We start from the raw sequence: 21,142 nt of genomic DNA, 5'->3' as shown, positions 1-21,142 counted from the left end.
GGGTGGTGGAATATAGAGGCGCGGCCTGGGTCAGACCGATGCCTGTTGGTACTTCTTCAGGCGATAGGCAAACTGCGCCCGACTCAACCCCAGCAGGCGCGCCGCCGCCGCCAGATTGCCCGCGCTGTGTTGCAGCGCTTCGTCGATCAGGCGTGACTCCAGTCCTTCGATGGAGAAACCCTGCTCCAGCCGGCTCAAGGTTTCCAGCAAGGCCGCACGCGGCTGTGTGCCGGTGGGATTCTGGTTGCTGGCCGCCAGGCTGCCATTGTTGTCCAGGGAGTAGAGCTCCTGGGGGATGGGCTCGTTGCGAAACAGGTGGATCAGGTCGATGGCTTGGCCATCTTCGCTGGCGATCAGGCCGCGCTCCACCAGGTTCTGCAGTTCCCGCACGTTGCCGGGGAAATCGTAGCGCAGCAGCGCCTTGAGCGCGCGCATGGTCAGCCCGGCAGGCTTGCGCCCGTAGTCCTGGCAGAAGCGCCGCAGGAACGCATTGATCAGCAACGGGATATCGTCGCGTCGCTCGCGCAGCGGCGGCAGGGTGATGGGGAAGACGTTCAGGCGGTAGAACAGGTCTTCGCGAAAGTCGCCAGCCGCTACCGCTTTGCGCAGGTCGACGTTGGTCGCCGCCACCACTCGCACATCAACCTTGATCGGCTGACCACCACCGATGCGTTCGATCTCACGCTCCTGTAAGGCACGTAACAGCTTGCCTTGCCCAGGCAGGCTGAGGCTGGCGATTTCATCGAGGAACAGGGTGCCGCCATGGGCCCGTTCGAAGCGGCCGGGACGCGAATGGGTTGCGCCGGTATAGGCGCCGCGTTCGACGCCGAACAGCTCCGCCTCGATCAGATTGTCCGGGATCGCGGCGCAGTTGAGGGCTACGAAAGCGGCCTGATGGCGTGGGCTGTACTGGTGCAACTGACGGGCAAACAGCTCCTTGCCAACCCCTGACTCACCACTGAACAGCACCGTTGCGGGTGTTGGCGCCACGCGTTGCAGGGCGAGGGTGGCGGCATTGAAGGCCGCGCTGGCGCCAATGGGTTTGGGGCCGCCGGACAGCTCGTTGTCATCCTGGGGCGCGGGTGCCGGGGCTTGATGTTGCTTGAAGGGGGCATGGGTCGGTGATGCGGTGAGATAACTCAGGTCCTGTTCGACATCGCCCCATTGCTCGGCGGTCTTGCCGACCACGCGGCAGGTCTCGTGGCCCATGCCCCGGCATTCGATTTCCCGGAAGATCACCAGGCGCCCGAACAGCCCACTGACATAACCGATGGCATAGCCCAGTTCGGTCCAGCACACCGGGTCCTGGCCGATCCCGTAGGCGGCGATATGTTCGTCGGCTTCGCAGGAATGATGCCAGAGGAACTCGCCTTCGTAGAAACCGGAGTCGGCATCGAACTTGAAGTGCAGGGGTTCGACCTTGGTCATGCCTTCAAGGGTATGCAGGCGTGTGCCAGCGGAGAAGATCGCCGCGGCATCGGCGTCCGGCCAGCGCTCGCGGATCAGTCGGGCATCCCGTGCGCCGGACAGGTAGCCGGTGCGGGTAAACAGGCCACGGGTCTGTTCCAGTCCCTGGCGATCGATGATCTCCCGACGCAGTGCGCCGAAGGATGAGCTGTGCAAGAGCAGCATGCGCTGATCATTGAGCCAGATGCGTCCGTCGACCGGGGAGAAGAACAGGCATTCGGTCAGCTCGGCCAGGGTCGGTGAGTTGCCCTCCGCCAGTTGGGTACTGTCGCCCCTTGGCGAGAAATGTTCCTCCGACAGCGCGAGATCCGGGAACAGCGAATGGGGATTTTTCATTGTTATGCCCCTGGGCGAGTCGACTGATCGAAATGATCAACTGCAATAATAGTTATTAAACATAACTTTATCATTTGGACAAGTGTCGCAGAATCGGACGCTCGCCGGGTCTATCGCCCTGTCCGCGGGTATTGCACGCGAACCCGCAAGCCAGAGCCTTCGCGGCTTGAAGAGCGGCGCCCTGGCGGAAATCGGCATGGCCCTTGCTCTAGTGCTTTCACCACGCAGACGACTTCAGCGCTTCAGCAAGGCGGTGTCGGGCGATGACAAACACAAGAGCCGGGAGGCCGAAATGGCGGTAAGTGAACCCTCTGATTTCCTGCAGGACGAGTTGTGGTGTGAGCGCATTTTCACCGGCGACTGGATACGCCCGTTGGGCGGCAGCAATAGCGTATATGAGCCGGCCACCGGTGAGGTGCTGACGGTGACCGGGCTGGCGGATGCGGCGGACATCGCCTTTGCCAGCCTCAGCGCTGCTCGTGTGCAGCCGGCCTGGGCGGCGTTGGGGCCACGGGAACGTGCGGAGATCTTTCGAAAGGCCGCCGCACTGGCCCAGCAACATTTTGCCGAGTTGGCGCTGTACATCGCCCGGGAAAGCGGCGGCAGTCTGTTCAAGGGCGAACATGAGGTCAGGGAGGCGATCGTCTTGCTGCATCAGGCGGCGGGTCTGCTGTCTCAACCCCATGGCCTGGTGCTTCCCAGCGAGGCGGGGCGCTTGTCCTATGCCCGCCGCTTGCCCCACGGCGTGGTCGGGGTGATTTCCCCGTTCAACTTCCCCCTGGTGCTCTCACTGCGCTCGGTGGCGCCAGCGTTGGCGGCCGGCAACGCCGTGGTGCTCAAGCCTGATCCGCAGACTCCGGTCAGTGGTGGCTTCATCATTGCCCGGCTGTTCGAGGCAGCCGGTCTGCCCAAAGGCCTGTTGCAGGTGTTGCCGGGCACAGCCGTTGCCGGTGAGGCGCTGTGCCGCGACCCGCATGTGCGGATGATTGCGTTCACCGGTTCCACCGCCGCGGGCCGCAAGGTCGCGGAGGTGGCGGGGCGTCATCTGAAGAAAGTCGCCCTGGAGTTGGGCGGCAAGAACTCGCTGATCGTGCTCGAAGACGCCGATCTCGACCTGGCGGCCAGCAATGCCGCCTGGGGCGCCTGGTTGCATCAGGGGCAAATCTGCATGGCCACCGGACGCATCCTGGCTCATGAATCAATCGCTGAAGAACTGGTCCGCCGCTTGGCCGAGAAAGCCCGGACGATCACGGTCGGCAACGCGGCTCGTGGCGAGGCGGTGCTGGGGCCTTTGATCAACAAGCGCCAGTTGCAACGGGTGCATGAAATCGTCACGGACAGTTTGAGGGCGGGGGCAAGGCTGGAGGCGGGCGGCGAGTTTGACCAGCTTTTCTACCAACCCACGGTACTTACCGGCGTGCGTCCGGGCATGCGTGCGTTCGACGAGGAGATCTTCGGACCGGTGGCCACGGTGGTGAGTTTCGCCAACGACGAGGAGGCTATCGAATTGGCCAATCGCACCGAGTACGGCTTGTCCGCGGGAATCATCTCGCCTTCGCTCGGGCGTGCGATGGCGATGGGCGAGCGACTCAATTGCGGCCTGCTGCATATCAACGACCAGACGGTGGCCGATGAGTGCATCAATCCATTCGGCGGGCGTGGCAGTTCGGGAAATGCCGGCAGCGTTGGTGGTCCGGCCGATTGGGACGAATACACCCAATGGCAATGGGTGACGGTCAAGGACACCGCGCCGCGCTACCCGTTCTGAGCAAGACAGGTCGACGCGAGCGGTCGACCAGATGAATACACAAAAACAATAAGAGGACACAACATGAAGCTCGACAACAAGATTGTGCTGGTGACCGGGGTCTCCTCGGGTATCGGCGCCGCCACCGCAAGCCTGCTGCGCAGCCATGGCGCCCAGGTGATCGGCGTGGATCTGAAGGCTCCGCACATGACCCTGGACGGCTTTGTCCAGGGCGACCTGGGCAGCGTCGAGAGCATCGACCGGCTGTTGCCGCAGCTACCCGCACGGATAGATAGCCTGTGCAATATCGCCGGAGTCCCGGGTACCGCCGACCCGCAACTGCTGGCGCGGGTCAACTACCTCGGCCTGCGCCACCTGAGCCGCGTGCTGCTGCCGCGCATCACGGCGGGGGGCAGCATCGTCAATATCGCCTCGATCCTTGGCGCCGAGTGGCCGCTGCGCCTGGAACTGCACAAGGAGCTGGCGCGCATCGAGGGTTTTGCCGCCGCGCAAGCCTGGCTGGCCGGGCACCCGGTACCGGACCAGACCTGCTACCAGTATTTCAAGGAAGCCTTGATCGTCTGGAACTATCTGCAGGCCCAGCCCTGGTTTCTCGAACATTCGGTGCGCATGAACAGCGTGGCGCCGGGCCCGGTGTTCACCCCCATCCTCGGCGACTTCGTGAGCATGCTCGGCGAGGCCAGGACCCAGGCCGACGCCCATCGCATGAAGCGTCCCGGTTATGCCGATGAGGTGGCGGCGGTGATCGCCTTCCTGTGTGCCGACGAGTCGCGCTGGATCAACGGCGTCAACCTGGCGGTCGATGGCGGATTGGCCTCCACCTATATCTGAAACGCAAACCTGTAAGCAGCGGCGCAAGCCGCTATCCGAGCGTGTTGGCTGGCGCCATGCGTGCAAAGCCATGCCGAAAATAAAAATAATGAGGAGCGTCCATGGACAACGTAATAGGTGGCTTTCGTTTTAAGCATTGCGCCCTGTTTCTGGCGTTATGCAGCACAGGCGCGATGGTTGAAAGGGCGCAGGCCATGCAATTGGACCTCGGTGATTCCGACTGGAAACTGCGCTGGGACAACACCATCAAGTACAGCCAGGCCTGGCGCCTGCAGGGGCAGGACAGCCGCCTGACCAATGCACCGACCGCCAACGGTCTGTATCCCTCGATCCAGGGCCAGGGCGATAAAAACTTCGGCACGGGCCTGGTCTCCAATCGCCTGGACCTGTTTTCCGAAATGGACCTCAGCCGGAAGAACTACGGGCTGCGAGTGAGCGGCGCGGCCTGGTACGACGATGTCTACAACAAGGAAACCGACAGCAGCGAGCAACCGCATTTCCTCAGCGATACCCGCAAGCTCAATGGCCGCGACGCCGAAATCCTCGACGCCTTCGTGTTCCTGCGGGGGGACCTGGGTGAAGACTCCCAGGGTGTGGTGCGCCTGGGGCGGCACAGCCTGGTCTACGGTGAAAGCCTGTTCTACGGCGGCAATGGCATCGCCAATGCCCAGGGCCCGACCGATGTGGTCAAGTTGCTCAGCGTGCCGGGGACCCAGTTCAAGGAGATCCTGCGTCCGGTCAACCAGATCTCCGGGCAGTTGCAGATCAACCCGCAACTGTCGGTGGGGGCCTACTACCAGTTCGAGTGGGAACGCTCCAACCTGCCTGGCGCCGGCAGCTACCTGAGCGATACCGACGCCATCGGCTACGGCAGCGGTTCGCTGCATGAGGTGTTCGGCAATGACACGGTGAACGCGGGCGATCTGAAACCGAAAAACTCGGGGCAGGGTGGTATGCAGATCCGCTTCAAACCGGCCGGGACCGAGCTGGAGCTGGGTTTTTACGCTGCGCAGTATCACGACAAAACCCCGATCGGCCTGTACGCCTACCTCGACGGCCCGGCCGCGGCGGCCACCGGGTTGCCGATCCTGAGCACTTATCGTCAGGTCTATGCCGAAGATATTCGCACTGCCGGCATGAGCTTTTCCACCGCCCAGGGCCCCTTCAACTTCGCCGGTGAAACCTCGATTCGCTGGAATGCACCGCTGGTGAGCAATCTGCAAGTGGTCACCCCAGGCATGTTGGCGGACGGCGGTGACCACTCGTTGTTTGCCCGAGGCAAAACCGCCCACGCCAACCTCTCAGCGATCTATCTGTTGTCGCCGACGGCCTTCTGGGACGGCGGTTCGGCACTGGCTGAACTGGCCTGGAACCGCACCCTGAGCATCACCGAGAACGCCGCGGCCCTGGACGCCAATACGACCCGTGACGCCACGGCGCTACGGGTGCTGGTGGAGCCGGCGTATTTCCAGATTGTCGACGGTATCGACCTGAGCGTGCCGATCGGCATGGGCGTGGTGCTCGACGGGCGCTCTTCGGCGGTGAACAAGTCGGGCTTCGGCAATACCCACTCCGGCGACTGGAGTGTCGGGCTCAAGGCGACCTATCTGCAGCGCTGGGATGTCGGCCTGAACTACGTGAACTTCTTCGGCGCCCCGAAAGCCGGGCTGCGCCAGGACGGCAACTTCAGCTACGGACAATCCCTGGCCGACCGCGACTTCATTTCGCTCTACGTGAAAACTTCATTCTAATAAGGTGGATTTGCCATGCGCAACCAAGCTTTTTTCAACACCTGCGTCCTGACCCTGGCCCTTGTCGGCATGAGCCTGGCGCAGGCGGCGGTGTCGCCCGAACAGGCCGCCCGTTTGAAGTCCGAACTGACGCCCCTGGGCGGCGAACGCACCGGCAACGCCGATGGCAGTATTCCGGCCTGGAATGGCGGTTACACCCAGGTCGCGCCGGGCTACAAGCCGGGTGACAAACGTCCCGACCCCTTCGCCGGGGAGAAACCGCTGTACACGATCAAAGCTTCGAATATGCAGCAGTACGCCGCTGAACTGGCCGAAGGCACCAAGATTCTGTTGAAGAAATACCCGGACTATCGCCTGGACGTGTACCCGACTCACCGATCGGCCGCGGCCCCGCAATGGGTCTACGACAACACCGCGAGGAATGCCACCCGCGCCACGCTGGACGTCGAGAGCGAGAAAGTCAGCGGCGCCTATGGCGGTATCCCGTTCCCGATTCCGGACAACGGCGCGCAGGTCCTGTGGAACTACCGGTTGTCCTGGCAGGGTGGCGACACCATCAGTTCTCCGTTCGACACCTGGCTGATGACCGCGGGCGGCAAGAAGGTCCAGGCCACCCGGGCGCTGTATACCTACCAGTTTCCCTATTACATCGAAAACGGCAGCCCGGAAAATTTCTCCGGCAAATACCTGCTTGGCAAACTGTTCACCGAACTGCCGTCGTCCAAGGCCGGCGAAGGCCTGATGACTCACTGGGACCTGGACCCGGCCAACCGTGCGGCCTGGCAATACCTGGTCGGTCAGCGCCGGGTACGTCGGGCGCCGAATATTGCCTATGACACCCCGGACTTCGTCACCTCCGGTGTCGGCCTGTTCGACGAAGCCTTCATGCTGTTCGGGCCAACTGATCGTTATGACCTCAAGCTGATGGGCAAGAAAGAACTGATCGTCGCTTACAACAATAACCGTGCCGGTCTGGCCAAGAGCGATGAGCTGGTCAAACCGAACTTCCTCAATCCCGACCTGGTGCGTTGGGAGAAGCATCGGGTCTGGGTGGTCGAGGCCACGCTCAAATCCGGCAAGCGTCATGTGGTGCCGCGTCGGACCTACTACATCGACGAGGACTCCTGGCAGATCCTGATGGCCGACGGTTATGACGCCCAGGGCAAGCTGGGGCGCCAGATGTATTCGCTGACGCTGCTGGCGCCGGACCTGCCGGCGCTCACCGCACAGGTCATGTGGGGCAGCTACAACCTCGACACCGGTGCCTACTTCCTCAACTCATCGAGCAATGACCTGGCGGTTCAGTACCAGAAAGTCGCGAAACCTTCGGCGTCCTTCTTCACGCCGGATGCCATGGCCAACGAAAACATGCGTTGAACCATGGGCGACCGTGGCGGGCGAGAGGTTCGTCGCGGTCGCCAGTGATTTCCCAAGCAGGATAAAGATATGAACCTTGAAAGAATCTTTGCGCGTTTTGGCCGGCGATGGGGGGCCTGCGCCCTGGCGTTGTTCCTGTTGGCGAGTACGTCTGGCGCTGGGCAGGCCGCGACGTTCGCGGCACTGCAGCAGCTGGCACTGCCCACCGCCAAGGCCCCGCGCGCGGTATTGCTCGGTTTGGCCCGGGCCGGGGAACGTCTGGTGGCGGTCGGTGAGCGCGGCATCGTACTGCTCTCGGACGACGCGGGGAAAAGTTGGCGTCAGGCCAAGGTGCCGGTCAGCGTCAGCCTGACGGCGGTGCAATTCGTCGATGCCGAGCAGGGTTGGGCGGTAGGGCATCTGGGGGTGGTACTGCACAGCGAGGATGGTGGCGAAACCTGGCACAAGCAGCTCGATGGCGAGGCTGCCGCCGCGTTGGCAGTGCAGAGCGCACAGCGCGATGTCGATCAGCCGGGTGGTGCCGGCAATCTGGAACAGGCGCGGCATTTACTGAGCGACGGACCGGACAAACCGTTTCTCGACCTGTACTTCAGCGACCGGCTGCATGGCTACGTCGTCGGTGCCTACAACCAGATCTATCGCACCGACGACGGTGGACGAAGCTGGCAGCCCTGGATGCGGCATGTGGACAATCCACAAGGCCTGAACCTCTACGGCATTCGTGCATCGGGCAACGATCTGCTGCTGGTGGGGGAGCGCGGCCTATTGTTGCGTTCCAGCGACGCCGGGCATTCCTTCCAGCCTTTGAAGTCACCTTATGAAGGCAGCTTTTTCGGTCTGCTCGGCACCCGTGGGGGCGCCTTGATTGCCTATGGCTTGCGCGGCAACGCCTGGTGGTCGGATGACCGTGGCACCCGTTGGCGACGCCTGGACACCGGTGTCGAGTCAACGCTGGCGAGTGCCATCGAACTGCAGGACGGCAGTCTGCTGCTGGCCAGCCAGGGCGGGGAACTCCTGCTCAGCCATGACCAGGGTCGCAGTTTTGACAAACGTCAGAGCCGCAACGGCGCGACGGTCGCCGCCGTGCAACAGGCGGCCGACGGCAGTCTGGCCAGTGTCGGCTTGAGCGGCGTGGCCGCCGACCAGGATCCGCAGGCCTCCGGCAAACCTTGAAACTTCACGGTGTAGTGCTACCGGGCCATGGCCCGTGCAACAGGAGTCAGACTTGAAAGACGACAAAACTCAAACCGTGATTGGTCGCCTGGAGGACTTCGACCAGGCTTCGGGCAATTTCGCCGAGCGGGCGATCTTCAACCACCGGCCCTGGGTGATCCTGCTGTGCCTGCTGGTGACCCTGGTGCTCGGCTGGCAAGCCACGCGCATCGGCATCAATGCCAGCTATGAGAAAACCATTCCCGGCGGGCACCCCTATGTCGCCAATTTCCTGAACAATCGCAGCGAACTGAGTGGCCTGGGCAACTCGTTGCGGATCGCCGTGGAGGTCGGGCAGGGCAGCATCTTTACCAAGGACTACCTCGACACGCTGGCCAGGCTCAACGACGAGCTTTACCTGCTGCCGGGCGTCGACCGGCCCTACATGAAGTCGTTATGGACCCCGACCACGCGCTGGACCGCGGTGACCGAAGAGGGACTCGATGGCGGTACGGTGATCCCTGACGATTACGACGGGTCTGTCGCCAGTATCGAGCAGGTGCGAACCAACGTCGCCCGCTCCGGTGAGGTCGGTCAGTTGGTGGCCGGCAACTTCAAGTCCAGCGTGATTTTCGTGCCCTTGCTCGAAATCAATCCGCAGACCGGCAAAGCCCTGGACTACGGCGATTTTTCCCGGCAACTGGAAGCCCTGCGTAGCAAGTACCAGACCGATGACCTGCGGATTCACATCACCGGTTTCACCAAAATCGCCGGCGATCTGATCGAGGGGCTGACCCAGGTCCTGCTGTTCTTCGTGGTGGCGGTATTGGTGACCGTGGTGGTGCTCTATGGCTACACCCGTTGCGCGCGCAGCACCCTGGTGGTGGTGACCTGTTCGCTGGTGGCGGTGCTCTGGCAACTGGGTCTGCTCGCGATCCTCGGTTATGAGCTGGACCCTTACTCGGCGCTGGTGCCGTTTCTGGTGTTTGCCATCGGCATGAGCCATGGCGCGCAGAAGATGAACGGCATCATGCAGGATGTCGGGCGCGGCACCCACCGGGTGGTGGCCGCGCGTTATACCTTCCGCCGACTGTTCGCCGCCGGTATGACCGCGTTGCTCTGTGATGCGGTGGGGTTCGCGGTGTTGCTGCTGATCAATATCCGGGTGATCCAGGACCTGGCGATCACCGCCAGCCTCGGCGTGGCCGTGCTGATCTTCACCAACCTGATCCTGCTGCCGATCCTGCTCAGCTATTTCGGTGTCAGCCCGGCGGCGGCGCAACGCAGCCTGAGTTCGGAAACCGCCGAGCTACAGGCCCGGATCAAGCACCCGTTGTGGCGCTTTCTCGATCGGTTCACCGGACGGCGCTGGGCCATTGGTGCCATGCTCGGTGGCCTGTTGCTGGCGGCGTTCGGTTTTGCCGTGAGCCTGCACCTGAAAATTGGCGATCTCGATCCCGGAGCCCCGGAGTTGCGCGTCGACTCGCGCTACAACCGTGATGCGCAGTTCATGACCGGCAACTATGCGGCCAGCTCGGATATTTTCGTGGTCATGATCAAGACGCCGGAAGATCAGTGCACCCGCTATGCCAGCCTGTCCGCCGTAGATGCGCTGGCCTGGCGGTTGGAGCAACTGCCCGGCGTGGAGTCGACCACCTCGATGGCGGCGTTGAGCAAGATCGCCACGGTCGGTTACAACGAAGGCAATTTCAAATGGTATGAGCTGATCCCCAATGACGGCGCACTGGGCGCGGTACAGACCCGGGCACCGCGGGAGCTGTTCAATCAGGGCTGTTCGATGCTGTCGCTGTACGTTTACCTGGCCGATCACAAGGCCGATACCCTGAGCCGGGTGGTGGAGGCCAGCGAGCAATTTATCGCCGGGCATCCGGTGCCGGAGGTCAAGTTCATGCTCGCCGCCGGCAGCGCCGGGATCGAAGCCGCGACCAATATCGTGGTGAAAAAATCCATGCATGAAATGCTGTTCTGGGTGTATGGCGCGGTCAGCCTGTTATGCCTGCTGACCTTCCGCAGTTGGCGTGCCACCCTCTGCGCGATGCTGCCGCTGATGCTCACCTCGATTCTTTGCGAGGCGCTGATGGTCGCCCTGGGGATGGGGGTGAAGGTCGCGACACTGCCGGTGATCGCGCTCGGCGTGGGCATCGGCATCGACTATGCGCTCTACGTCCTGAGCGTGATCCTGGCACGGATGCGAGCCGGTGACAGCCTGGCCCAGGCCTATTACCAGGCGTTGCTGTTCACCGGCAAGGTGGTACTGCTGACCGGTATGACACTGGCGGTGGCGGTGTCGACCTGGGCTTTCTCGCCGATCAAGTTCCAGGCCGACATGGGGATCCTTTTGGCCTTCATGTTCCTGGTGAATATGCTCGGCGCCTTGATCCTGCTACCGGCACTGGCCTGGTGGTTGCTGCCGCGCAAGGTCTTCGCAAAAAAGCCTGAAGCGAGTCTGCTGGTGCAGTGATCAAGTGCACCTGCGGCCCGAGGCACGGGCCGCAGTCCAACCATCGCTTAGAACCAGTAATGCAGGCCAAGCATCAGTGACTGGGCGCTGTAGTCAGTGTGCACATCGCCTTGGGGCAGGCCTTGAATGTCACCGAAGTGCGCATCACGAGTCTTGAGGTATCGATAGTCCAGGGACATGGACCATTGATCGGTGAGCTCGTAACCTACCCCGGCACCGAGTTGATAGGCCGATACGGTGTCGCGATGAGTGTTGCCGAACTGGACGCCACCGGCTTCCAGGCCACTGACCGAAAGGGTGGTGTAGCCCAGGCCGCCGCCAATATAGGGGGTGAACCGGCTGAAGGGGGCCGGCAGGTTCAAGACGTCATACCAGAGGTTGGCCATCAGGCTGGTGGCTTCCTCTTCGCCTTTGCCGTTGATGCTCCCGCCGCCTTCGTAGACCCGGTGATTGAACTGGGTCAGGGTGTTTTTGCGGTAGCTGAGTTCCACTTCAGGCCGGAGCCCGACGGGAAATCGCCAGCCCAGTGCCAGTCCGGTGGCGTAGCCGGAGTGTAGCGGTTGGTTGAACTCCATCTCGACAAAGTCGAGGTGGTTCTGGCTAAGGTTCTGTGGAGCCACCCAGTTCAAGCCGCCCATGGCACTGATGTAGGGGCCGAGCGTGTCGGCGGAACTGGACGCTGGGGCGATAAAGCCCATGCCAATGACGCCCATCACGAGATACTGAGTGTTTTTTAGTAGGTTCATGCTCGGTCCGAAGTGTGCCGTTATCGATTAGTAAGCGCAGCGTGTTGGGGAGCAAGCGTTCAACACGCTCTCTCCCGGGATATTTCATACAGGGTGCAAATGCGTCCCAGGCTTTTCGAGCCCAGGGGGACTGGTGGCTTTCGCTCGTTGTTCAGCCAACCTGCACAGGTTGTCCAGTGCGCTGGTCATGGCCGCGGTCAGCAGCTTGCGTAGCAGCCCGCGGTATAGAAAACTCAGGCGTCCGGAGATCTTCGCGCTATGGACGACCTGGGTTTCATCCGGGGAAAGCCTGTGCATCCGGTGATCGAACTCAAGGTCGATCCAAAGCAGCCTTGCCGTGTTCCGATAGCTTTCATGCTTCTTCACCGCTTCCAGTTTCAGCGGCATGGTCAGGCCATTTTTGAGGATGCATTTGCCTCGCGTTCCAGGTTGGAACGGACCATTGAGCTCACAATGGCTGACGTCGGTATCCCATAACGGGGCTTCTGGGAAATTGCTCCAGATCTTCCATATTTCCGAGGGCGACGATTTGACTCGGACTTGCACATTCACATCGTTCACGGCGACACCTTGGTTGTCGGGGGTGGAGATTGAGATCAATTCAATGCCTCAGGCCGCGGGCGCTGATCGACTCAACACTTGAGCGGTAATACTGGCTTGGCCGATTTTTTCGCCGCGGTTGAACAGGTCGATATAGACGCGGTTGGTCTTGAATGGCTGGTCCTGCGCGTCAAAGCCGGCTTGTGGGGCCAAGGACAACGGACTGTTCCTGGGGATTGGCCGATCCAGGGTGAAACTCAAGGCCAGCAGGTTCATCGGGGTGTTGAGTGGAATCCGCAGATAGCTGTGGGCAATCTGCATGTAGCACTGGCGGGCAACTTCGAGGAAATACACCATCGAATAGTGCTCGGGGTCGCCCTCCTGGAAGAAGTGCTCGTCCGCCAGCTTGAGCGTGTCCACGCTCAAGCCCTGGGCGATGCCGCTGATGTCACTGACGATGACGTTTTCTTCCCTGGCCTTGTGCAGCAAGGCCTTGTCGCGGCAGCGGGTGGCCGTGAACTCGCCGGCGGGCGCTGTCTCGAACGCCGAGCTGTAGGCCATCCCGAGTACGCAGGTGCACATCAGTTTTCCGGCTTGCATGACCTTCGCATTGAATACGTGGGGGTCTTTGCCTTGTTCCAGATGCAGATCGATCACACCCTCTTTTTGTACGTACTGCTGGAACTTGATATTCAGGGTTTTGACATAGGCGACTCGTCCACCCAGTGGGGGCATGGTCAGTTCAATCAGTTGCAACACACCCTCAAGCAATAAAATGCCGGGGATGTGATCAAGAGGGTGATCGAAGAAATAAGGGTGTGCTTCGTTCACCACGAGCTGGGCGTGCAGTGACTGCGGGCTGCGCTGGACGTTGGCGATCACGATATTTTCCGGGGCGCGTTGCCAGTGCGTCGGGCGCTGGGCTTCAGCACCACGGTGCAAGGCGAACAGGCCCTCCATGGCACGAACCCTGACACGCAACCCGGAGAGCAGGGTGCTGGTCAGCATGTCACTGAGTTGCAGTACATCGACGCCATCGTGTTGCCGTTCGCGGGCAAGGTTGACAGGGCGGGCAGGTGGGATGACCTGCTGCAGTTCGTGGGCGGCCGAGTGAGCAAAGCGCAACGTGAAGGGATACTTGATGGCCGGGCTGGGTTCGACCGCCGGGCTCCACTCCCGAAGCTTTTCCGTAAATAGCCACATCACGGCCTTGCCGGCTTCGCGCACCTCGATCACCGTGTGAGACGATGCACTCAACATCACTGCCAACAGGGTTTCAATGCCACTGGCTTCAGCCAGGAAACCGGTCATCTCCTGCAGTGATCCGCCGGCGTGAGTCGCATCAGGCTGCAGCTCGCAGACTTCAATGTTCTGGTATTGACTGCGCTCCTTACCCAGCCGTTGGCAAGCTTCTTCCAGCGACTTCGCGGCATGGGCCAGGACCGCGGCGCGAATCACCAGCAAAGGTTTGTCGCTGGAGCCTGGTCGATAAGGACGCAGGGCAAGCAGCCCCAATCCTTCACCTTGCGGGGTCGCTGAGTGTCGGGCGCGTTCGACCTCGATTTCACCACTGATAAAGCGCCCTGCACCGAGCAAGAGGGTGGTGATGCCTTCCTTGAACCATTGCTGCGATGCCAGCAGGGTTTGCCAGAACAGGCCCGGGGTGCCAACCAGTGTCTGATGGAAACCCTTGAAGTCGAAAATCTGCGCCGGGTAGCCGGACAACATGTTCGGCAGCATGGTTGCCACGTCTGTTACCTCCACGCCCGGTGGCTTGCCTTGAGCCCGGGAGTAGAAGTTGTGGGCGCTGCTGTACGCGTTACTGAAGCGTTCGCCACCCATGTTGCAGCACATGACCATCGCCGTGCCGGGGGAGCCGGCCACACCCGGCAGGCGTCGCAGCAAATGGTTGACGCGATCGGTGATCAACAGCTTGAACGGATCGACATGGGCCAGTGGTTTGGGGCCCATGCCGAAACCGTCGATATCGATGATGCGATCCTGCGCCAGGAATTTTCCCAGTAAAGGCTGGGCAGGCGTCGTGATGTAATCAACGAAGCGCCCATAAGGGAAAATGACTGAGGGGGCTGCTGGCCGATCGAGCTGTTGCTTGAATGACTGCAATGAGCCGTGATTGCCGATTGCCGCTTCAGCCTCGACAATCGCCAGGTCCAGCATCAGCACGCCGGAGGCGACCTGGGGAGCGCTAGGGCGGTTGTCAGGAATATATTCATCCACCACCAGATGCGCATTGGCGCCGCCAAAACCAAAGCTGGAGATGCCTATCCGGAGCGCCGGCTGACGATCAGCGAGGGGCTGTACCTGCCCGCTGGCCAACTGCAGGCAGGTTTCGCCGACTTTTGCGCTGGGTCGGTAGTTGGGCTGAGGTGGAATACCTTTATGGCGCAATATCATCAGGGCCTTGGCGAGCGAAGCGCCTCCGGCGGCGGCCAATGGATGACCAATGACGGACTTGATCGAACCGATGGTTATTTTCTTGCCGCCTGTGCGATGGGGGGCGAAGAAGCGGTTCAATGAGTCCAACTCTGTCGCGTCACCCAAGGGTGTGCCGGTGCCATGGGTCTCGATGTAGTCCACGTCGCGGGGATCAAGACCGTTATAGGCCCGTTGGTAAGCCGTGTACTGGGCCTGTTTGCCCGGCGCAAACACTGAGCCTTCGGCGCCGTCGGCGGAAAGCCCCAATGCCCGCAAAACGCCCAGGGGGCGGCGCTTTGCAATCAGGGCCTGCGCTACGGGTTCGACCAGAAAGGCGACCGCACATTCGCCTGGCACAATGCCGTCAGCGTCCTGGCCGAACGCCTGCATCCGGGCCCGGGAGGAAAAGGCGGTCAACTGCGAGAACCCCAGGAACAGCGCCGGTGGCAGCACGGTGTTCAATGCCATGACAATCGCGTTATCCGCCTGTCCACTGTTGATCAGGGCTTGAGCCATATCGATTGCATAGGGGAACGAACTGCAGGCGGTATCGACCGATAGCGCCGGGCCGCCCAAGGCAAAAGTCGCCGCCAGTTCAGCCACTTGTTCACCCGGCGTATAGCCCCGGGACGAAGAACTCCCTGGTGTATCGGCTTTTCCGGACATGCCCGTGACGAAGTAACTCTCATCACTCCAGGACGTCGCGACCACCAAGGCTGTGCGCTCCTTGATCAGCGTGGAGCCTTGTCCGGCAAGCTGAGTGAGGAGCGTCTGGAGGACTTTCTTGCCGATGGCGACCTGACGTCCCTCATGACGAGAAGGGATTGATACGTCATCGGTCAGGCAAAAAGCACTGTCCAGATAGGTGCGATCCTTTTCTCCGGGCTTGTCTGAATAGATCGACGCTTTCTTCAGCTCCCAGCGTGCCGGCATCGAATCGATAGGTGCTATCCGCCCTTCAGAGAGCAAGTGCCAAAGGGCATCCGTTGACGGCGCCCCTGGAAACTCGCCCGCCATTGCGCTGAAGCAAAAGTCGCCCCCTGTTGTTACCGCGCCACTCATACCCTATCTCCTGATTACCCAAATGCGGGCTGATCTGCTCGATCACCCGGACTCCATGCCTTTTTTCCAGCGGCTCAGTGCTTCAGCTCAGTCTTGCCAGAAGCGACAAGGCTTCCTGCGGCGTACGACGCGACATCAGCGCTTCACCGGCAAACTCGCTGGCAGAGCACTGTTGCGCCATTGATTGGCAGAGTGCTTCCCGGGCAAAACCGTTGAGTCCCAACTGTGTAAAGGGGGCCTCGATATCGATCGACTCTGGCGGGTTCGGGATCAGGGGGGACAGGGCGTCGATAAGCAGATGGTTCATCTGCCCTTGAGCGTCCGTTGTGGCAGGTGATTGCACTTCACAAGGTATTGCCGAGGTCGACTCGGGGCTGGCGAGGGCGGCTTGTATCAGGGCGATTGTGTCCTGTGGAAACTTGGCGTTGGCCAACTCGGTACTGTTGGCCTTGAGTGACGGCCACAAGGCGACGATCGACTCCAGGAAGTCCAACTGCACCAGGGAGTCCAGGCCCAGGCTTTCATAGCTCTGTTTCCGGTCGATCTGGTCAACCGCAAAACCGGTGATATGTGCCAGTTGTTCAAATACCCAGGCTTCGACATCCACGGCAGGGGACTGCGGATTGGCTTCAAGCCGGGCCAGCAGGGCGGTTGGGGTCGGGGCATCAAACAGGAGTGAGGTGAGGTCTTTCTTTTCAGGGAAGTGCTGGGCCAGGGACTCGAAAATATCGACCAGCCCGAGAGAATCGATGCCCAGGCTTTCGAAACTCTGATCGAAGTCGATGTGTTCCTTGTTGAAACCAGTGACCGAGCTTATTTCGGCGCGCAACCATTGCCCGTAGCTGAGTGTCGGGGGTTGTTCGGCAATGGGGGCCGAGGCCAGTATGGCCGAGTTCGACTGTAGGGGTTCCAGCACCGGAAGGCTTCTATTGACAGGGGCTTCAAGCCCATGGGCATAAACGCCCTCGAGAACTTGTTGATGAGCATTGAAGTAATGTGCGGTGACGGATTCGGCCTGCTCCAGCACACGCATCAATATTGATTCTTTTGCTATGTTCGACTCACACAGTGAATCAATGATTTTTTCTGAGAGCGAGAAATAGCTGTGTGCTATTTTTCCATTGGACACGATAAATTCCTGCACAACATCGTTGAGTTGCAAGCGCATGAGGTTCTCCTAACCAAAGTCGGTATATATTTCTATAAGCAAGAAATCAAAAAACATGACCCAAGGCTGGGCCTGGTGTGAATCAATTAACCAAACTGACCGTAGTCATAGAGAGACTTAAAGTTGGAGTTCCACTGCGTCGATCATGGACGATGTTGTTTTTTTTGCACCCTTGAGCAGGCTGGATCTTGCGCTCAGATACGTGAAGAGCGTTATTGCATCGGCCCCCTGGAAAGCGATGTAGCCATCAGGACGGATCAGCATCAACGTGCCCGCCTTGGCATGGTAACGCTTGTGCAGCCGCCAATCGGGGTCCAGCAACGTCGAGTGCCAGGCAGGCAGCTCAGCGCTATTGAGGGCATCGATAACGCAATAAGCCTTGATGCCCGGGTAGTCTTTTTCCACCAACTCGGCCAGCGAGTAATAGCCCGGTAACAGGGGAGAAAACTGATCGGCCGCGCTGAAAATCAACAGCGTGAAGGTCCCGTGGAACAAGTCGATTAAGTGTTTTGGCGACCGGCCTTGCAGTTGCCATAACTCAACATCGGGAGCCAGTTGACCTGCACGAGGCACGGATGTCTGGAATTCGGGTTTTTTCCCTTTTTTGTCCCAGTTCTTGCGCTGCTTTTTCGTCAGCGCTTCTTGAATGTAATCACTTTTGCCATAGTGGTACTGATGACCGGAAATCATCGAGGGCAGCTTGCGCTGAACCTTGCGTCGGTTGCTCAGCAGTGGCAGGACATTGTCGCGCAGCCAAACCAGGGCGCGATGCTTGACGGTAATCAGTCCGGTCAGTCGGTGTGCCGTGTTCTCGACTTCCAGGGCTACCGGGTAGCGCTCTTCGTTGTAGCTCTCCAGCAATGTCGGATCCGCCAGGCCCTGATCGACATAGGCCATCTTCCACGCCAGGTTATAGGCCTCGGAAACCCCCAGGTTCATCCATTGCCCACCGATCGGGCTGCCGATATGCGCCGAGTCGCCCACCAGGAACACTGAGCCTTGCTGCAGCGACTGCACGCGGCGGTGTTGAAAAGAGGCGATGGTGGTCGATGAAATATTGGACAGCGTCATTTTTTGCCCGCGTCCTTCGCACAACCGCTGGAAGCTCTCCAGGCTCAGGGAGGGGCGCTCACCTTCTGGCGGCAGGTTGTAGGGCATCTCGATGAACAGTCGATAACGCGATGGTGCGCTGATCGGCGCGACCGCCACATAACCGTCCTGTGCGCCGAGGAAAAAAGCGCCTTCGTCCTTGCTTCCAGACCACTCGATATCGGCATCGGCGAGCATGAAGAATCGATCGTAGGACGATCCTTCGAAGGTCATGTCAAGGCGTTTTCTGATGTTGCTGCGGGCACCGTCGCACGCGACCACCCAGCGACTGGTAAAGGCTTCATCGCTGCCCTGTGCATGATGAAGTGTCATTCGCACGGATCCTGGCTGGTTTTCTATATCGACCAGTTCGGTATTCCACTCAACCTCTACCCCCAAGGCGTTCAGTCGTTCAAGCAGGATCTTCTCTGTCTGCGGTTGTGGCAGGCTGAGGAGCAGGGGATAGGTCGCATCCAGGTAGGAGAAGTTGTAGTTCAGCACCCGTTTGCTGTTCGATTGCACCGAAAACTGGTTGATCGTGAACCCGTCACCGATGACTTGATCGGCAACACCCAGGTCCCGAAAAATTTCCAAGGTTCTGGAATGAATGGCCATTGCCTTGGTTGCGGTCGAAGGGCCGGCATTCTTTTCAATAATGCGAAAAGAGACACCCCATTTTTTCAGCATGATAGCCAGGGACAGACCGATAGGGCCTGCGCCTACGATCATGACGGTCGGGGTGTTATCGGGTTGCCTGGAGTGCTTGGGGGCCAAAGTGCTCAGCGTGTTCATCTGTCAGTACCAGTTTCTATAGAAGGGAGAGTTGGCAATGCCGAGCAGGGCATCGTCACCTGATGAGTCTCCGTAGGCATAAATGTAAAAGTCATCAAGGTTGCTCAAACAGCCTTTCAGCCGTGTGACTTTTTCTCTCTCAACACAGTTGGTGCCGGATATCCCACCGGTCAGCTTGTTCTTTGCAGTCGCCAGGCGGGTACCGCACACATAATCGAAACCCGCCGCCTGGCCCCAGGGAATCAGATAGTTCTCCGGCGAATTGCTGACCAGCGCCGTGACATGCCCCATGGATTGATGCCATTGCAATCGGCGCAGGGCCTCGGGCCTGAGCCAGAGCGGTAGCTGTTCGGTAATGAAATACTTGGCATGCTCGCGCTCTTGCTCGACTGACAGGCCGCCCAGGTAACAGGCAATGAACGCCAGTCGCGCTTGCATCAGCGGTGTGATTCCCAGGATCACACTGAGCATTTTGGGCAGCAGGGGAATGATCCGGAGCCAGAACGATCGGGTTCCAACGATAAAACGCATGTAGCGCCAGAAGGTATGCCTGTCGGTCAATGTGCCGTCAAAGTCGAAAACGGCCAGTACCGGTTGTGTGCTATCAGCTTGCATGGGTCTCTTCCTTGAGAGAGATAATCTCGATGGTTCTGGGCAGCTTGAAGCCCGAGAGGTCGCGCGCGAGCAGGGTGGAGACAGTGTTCTGGGTCAGGTCGCCGTGCCCTTCAACGCACAGGTGCAATACGTTGACCTCTTTATTGTCAGGGACGATGAAGGCCTTCGCGCGGACCACGCCGGGGTGCTTCAGGGCGACGGACTCGATTTCCGTCAGGTCGACCATTTGCGCTTTGATCTTCGAGATTCGCAGGCGTTGGCAATAGAAGAACACATGTCCATCGTCGTCCCGCCAGACCAGATCCCCCGTGTGTAACCAGCCCTCACGGAAGAACCGGGCATTGGCCTCCTCTGCGTCGTTATAGCCGTCGATCACCATCGAGCCGCGTATCAGCAGTTCGCCAATACGTCCGGGTACGACATCCCGGCCCTGGGCATCGACGACCCGCAGTTCCACACCGCTGATCGGTTGTCCCATGGCGCCGCGGTGGACCTTGCCAATCGAGCTTTGGACAATCACCGGCATGCTCTCGGTCAATCCATAGCCTTGTAGTACCGGATTGCATCCCAGCAGCCTGCCCAGTTTCTCGGCTTCGTCTGCCGGCAGATGGCTGCCACCCGAATAAATCATCAGTTGAGGGTGCATCGGCAAAAGCGCGCCTTTGCGTTTGGCCAGTCGCGTATTGAAGTAGCGAATGACGTCGGGCACCAGGCAGGCAAAGCTGACCTTATGCTCAGACAGGACTTCTGCCAGATCCCTGTTGAGCAGGGTGTTGGTCATGAGCAGGGTGGCGCCCACGCTTAATGGAAAAACCATCATCACGGACAGTCCGAAGATGGCATACAGCGGCAGCGTCACCAGATGAACCGAGCCGATGCCTTGAGGATGAAACTGCTCATGCAGCCCATCGCTCGATTGCGTCAGGTCAAGGTAGCGGTGAGAAACGGCCAGAGGCCTACCGATACCCCGGTAAGTGAACTGTACCGAGACTATCGGATTGCCCTCGGGCAGTAACAAGGGCTCGCCGTGTCGAGGCAGTCGAGAGTCGGCCGTTGCGTTGTCGGGCAAGGGCGATGACGGCTCCCTCCCGGCGTTCAACACCAAGGAGTGACGAACGCCGTAGGCTGGCTGGAATAGCTCGCGATGTTGCTCGAACAGGGTTTCGGTGGTGACGACCAGCGTCGGCCTGGCGCTGCTGATGACGCTGGTCATTTCGAATGACGTCAGTTTGTAGTTGAGGATGACCGGAATTGCCCCACTGCCGATGATCGCCAGATAATAAGCGATGAATTCCACGCCATTGGGTAGAACCAGCGCTACTTTATCGCCCGGCAATACATCCAGGGCCTTGAGGGCACCCTTGCACTCTTCAGCCTTGATTCGCAAACCACGGTAAGTGACGGTATCTTCTTCCGCGTCCAGATGACGGATGGCAATCTGGTCGGGAAAAGACTCTGAAAAACCGACGAACCGATGCAGAAAACCTTCTTTGCATAAAAGATTTTTCATTGACCAACCTCTCTCAATCC

At 60.1% G+C, this 21,142-nt stretch carries 14 protein-coding genes; 6 read left to right on the top strand and 8 right to left on the bottom strand.

The window, feature by feature from the left end; genetic code table 11:
- Nucleotides 1-30: 30 nt before the first annotated feature.
- Complete coding sequence (locus tag HX830_RS01670; RefSeq protein WP_177098761.1) at nt 31-1,803, bottom strand: sigma-54-dependent Fis family transcriptional regulator; 1,773 nt, start codon at nt 1,801-1,803, stop codon at nt 31-33.
- Nucleotides 1,804-2,095: 292 nt separating this feature from the next.
- Here HX830_RS01670 and HX830_RS01665 point away from each other — a divergent pair, with 292 nt between their 5' ends.
- The 6 genes from HX830_RS01665 (at nt 2,096) to HX830_RS01640 (ending at nt 11,164) form a co-directional block, all read left to right on the top strand.
- Complete coding sequence (locus HX830_RS01665) at nt 2,096-3,571, top strand: benzaldehyde dehydrogenase (RefSeq protein ID WP_103496980.1); 1,476 nt, start codon at nt 2,096-2,098, stop codon at nt 3,569-3,571.
- Between the two features lie 63 nt (nt 3,572-3,634).
- On the top strand, nt 3,635-4,402 hold the full coding sequence (locus HX830_RS01660; protein ID WP_177098760.1) for a coniferyl-alcohol dehydrogenase: 768 nt from the start codon (nt 3,635-3,637) through the stop codon (nt 4,400-4,402).
- A gap of 101 nt (nt 4,403-4,503) precedes the next feature.
- On the top strand, nt 4,504-6,153 hold the full coding sequence (locus HX830_RS01655; RefSeq protein ID WP_177098759.1) for a DUF1302 domain-containing protein: 1,650 nt from the start codon (nt 4,504-4,506) through the stop codon (nt 6,151-6,153).
- 15 nt (nt 6,154-6,168) lie between these two features.
- The gene (locus HX830_RS01650) at nt 6,169-7,530 is read left to right on the top strand and encodes a DUF1329 domain-containing protein (protein ID WP_177098758.1); all 1,362 of its coding nucleotides are present in this window, start codon (nt 6,169-6,171) and stop codon (nt 7,528-7,530) included.
- Nucleotides 7,531-7,599: 69 nt separating this feature from the next.
- The gene (locus HX830_RS01645; RefSeq protein WP_177098757.1) at nt 7,600-8,703 is read left to right on the top strand and encodes a WD40/YVTN/BNR-like repeat-containing protein; all 1,104 of its coding nucleotides are present in this window, start codon (nt 7,600-7,602) and stop codon (nt 8,701-8,703) included.
- 52 nt (nt 8,704-8,755) lie between these two features.
- Nucleotides 8,756-11,164: an efflux RND transporter permease subunit gene (locus HX830_RS01640; RefSeq protein ID WP_177098756.1), complete on the top strand. Its 2,409-nt coding sequence runs from the start codon at nt 8,756-8,758 to the stop codon at nt 11,162-11,164.
- Nucleotides 11,165-11,211: 47 nt separating this feature from the next.
- On the opposite strand, the gene HX830_RS01635 is transcribed toward HX830_RS01640, so the two are convergent.
- The 7 genes from HX830_RS01635 to HX830_RS01605 form a co-directional block, all read right to left on the bottom strand.
- Nucleotides 11,212-11,910 carry an outer membrane protein gene (locus tag HX830_RS01635; protein WP_103496059.1) on the bottom strand — a complete coding sequence of 233 codons (699 nt, stop codon included), beginning with the start codon at nt 11,908-11,910 and terminating at the stop codon, nt 11,212-11,214.
- Nucleotides 11,911-11,994: 84 nt separating this feature from the next.
- Nucleotides 11,995-12,471 (bottom strand): SRPBCC family protein, encoded by a 477-nt coding sequence (locus HX830_RS01630; RefSeq protein ID WP_103496062.1) that lies wholly within the window; start codon nt 12,469-12,471, stop codon nt 11,995-11,997.
- A gap of 48 nt (nt 12,472-12,519) precedes the next feature.
- The gene (locus HX830_RS01625) at nt 12,520-15,948 is read right to left on the bottom strand and encodes a polyketide synthase family protein (RefSeq protein ID WP_177098755.1); all 3,429 of its coding nucleotides are present in this window, start codon (nt 15,946-15,948) and stop codon (nt 12,520-12,522) included.
- A gap of 82 nt (nt 15,949-16,030) precedes the next feature.
- The gene (locus HX830_RS01620) at nt 16,031-17,116 is read right to left on the bottom strand and encodes an acyl carrier protein (RefSeq protein ID WP_177098754.1); all 1,086 of its coding nucleotides are present in this window, start codon (nt 17,114-17,116) and stop codon (nt 16,031-16,033) included.
- Between the two features lie 117 nt (nt 17,117-17,233).
- Nucleotides 17,234-18,997 (bottom strand): FAD-dependent monooxygenase, encoded by a 1,764-nt coding sequence (locus HX830_RS01615; protein WP_177098753.1) that lies wholly within the window; start codon nt 18,995-18,997, stop codon nt 17,234-17,236.
- Between the two features lie 3 nt (nt 18,998-19,000).
- Complete coding sequence (locus tag HX830_RS01610) at nt 19,001-19,612, bottom strand: HAD-IB family hydrolase (RefSeq protein WP_152739479.1); 612 nt, start codon at nt 19,610-19,612, stop codon at nt 19,001-19,003.
- On the bottom strand, nt 19,602-21,122 hold the full coding sequence (locus HX830_RS01605) for a class I adenylate-forming enzyme family protein (protein ID WP_103496054.1): 1,521 nt from the start codon (nt 21,120-21,122) through the stop codon (nt 19,602-19,604). Before HX830_RS01605 ends, HX830_RS01610 begins: the two co-directional genes overlap by 11 nt.
- Nucleotides 21,123-21,142: the final 20 nt, after the last annotated feature.

This window comes from Pseudomonas gingeri (genome assembly GCF_013385425.1).
GTDB lineage: Bacteria > Pseudomonadota > Gammaproteobacteria > Pseudomonadales > Pseudomonadaceae > Aquipseudomonas > Aquipseudomonas gingeri_D.
The sequence above is the reverse complement of the archived record's forward strand: the minus strand, read 5'-3'. Positions and strand labels throughout refer to the sequence as shown.

Coding starts and splice junctions, on each gene's coding strand:
- HX830_RS01670 (WP_177098761.1), bottom strand. CDS start 1,803: ATGAAAAATCCCCATTCGCTGTTCCCGGATCTCGCGCTGTCGGAGGAA.
- HX830_RS01665 (WP_103496980.1), top strand. CDS start 2,096: ATGGCGGTAAGTGAACCCTCTGATTTCCTGCAGGACGAGTTGTGGTGT.
- HX830_RS01660 (WP_177098760.1), top strand. CDS start 3,635: ATGAAGCTCGACAACAAGATTGTGCTGGTGACCGGGGTCTCCTCGGGT.
- HX830_RS01655 (WP_177098759.1), top strand. CDS start 4,504: ATGGACAACGTAATAGGTGGCTTTCGTTTTAAGCATTGCGCCCTGTTT.
- HX830_RS01650 (WP_177098758.1), top strand. CDS start 6,169: ATGCGCAACCAAGCTTTTTTCAACACCTGCGTCCTGACCCTGGCCCTT.
- HX830_RS01645 (WP_177098757.1), top strand. CDS start 7,600: ATGAACCTTGAAAGAATCTTTGCGCGTTTTGGCCGGCGATGGGGGGCC.
- HX830_RS01635 (WP_103496059.1), bottom strand. CDS start 11,910: ATGAACCTACTAAAAAACACTCAGTATCTCGTGATGGGCGTCATTGGC.
- HX830_RS01625 (WP_177098755.1), bottom strand. CDS start 15,948: ATGAGTGGCGCGGTAACAACAGGGGGCGACTTTTGCTTCAGCGCAATG.
- HX830_RS01620 (WP_177098754.1), bottom strand. CDS start 17,116: ATGCGCTTGCAACTCAACGATGTTGTGCAGGAATTTATCGTGTCCAAT.
- HX830_RS01615 (WP_177098753.1), bottom strand. CDS start 18,997: ATGAACACGCTGAGCACTTTGGCCCCCAAGCACTCCAGGCAACCCGAT.
- HX830_RS01610 (WP_152739479.1), bottom strand. CDS start 19,612: ATGCAAGCTGATAGCACACAACCGGTACTGGCCGTTTTCGACTTTGAC.
- HX830_RS01605 (WP_103496054.1), bottom strand. CDS start 21,122: ATGAAAAATCTTTTATGCAAAGAAGGTTTTCTGCATCGGTTCGTCGGT.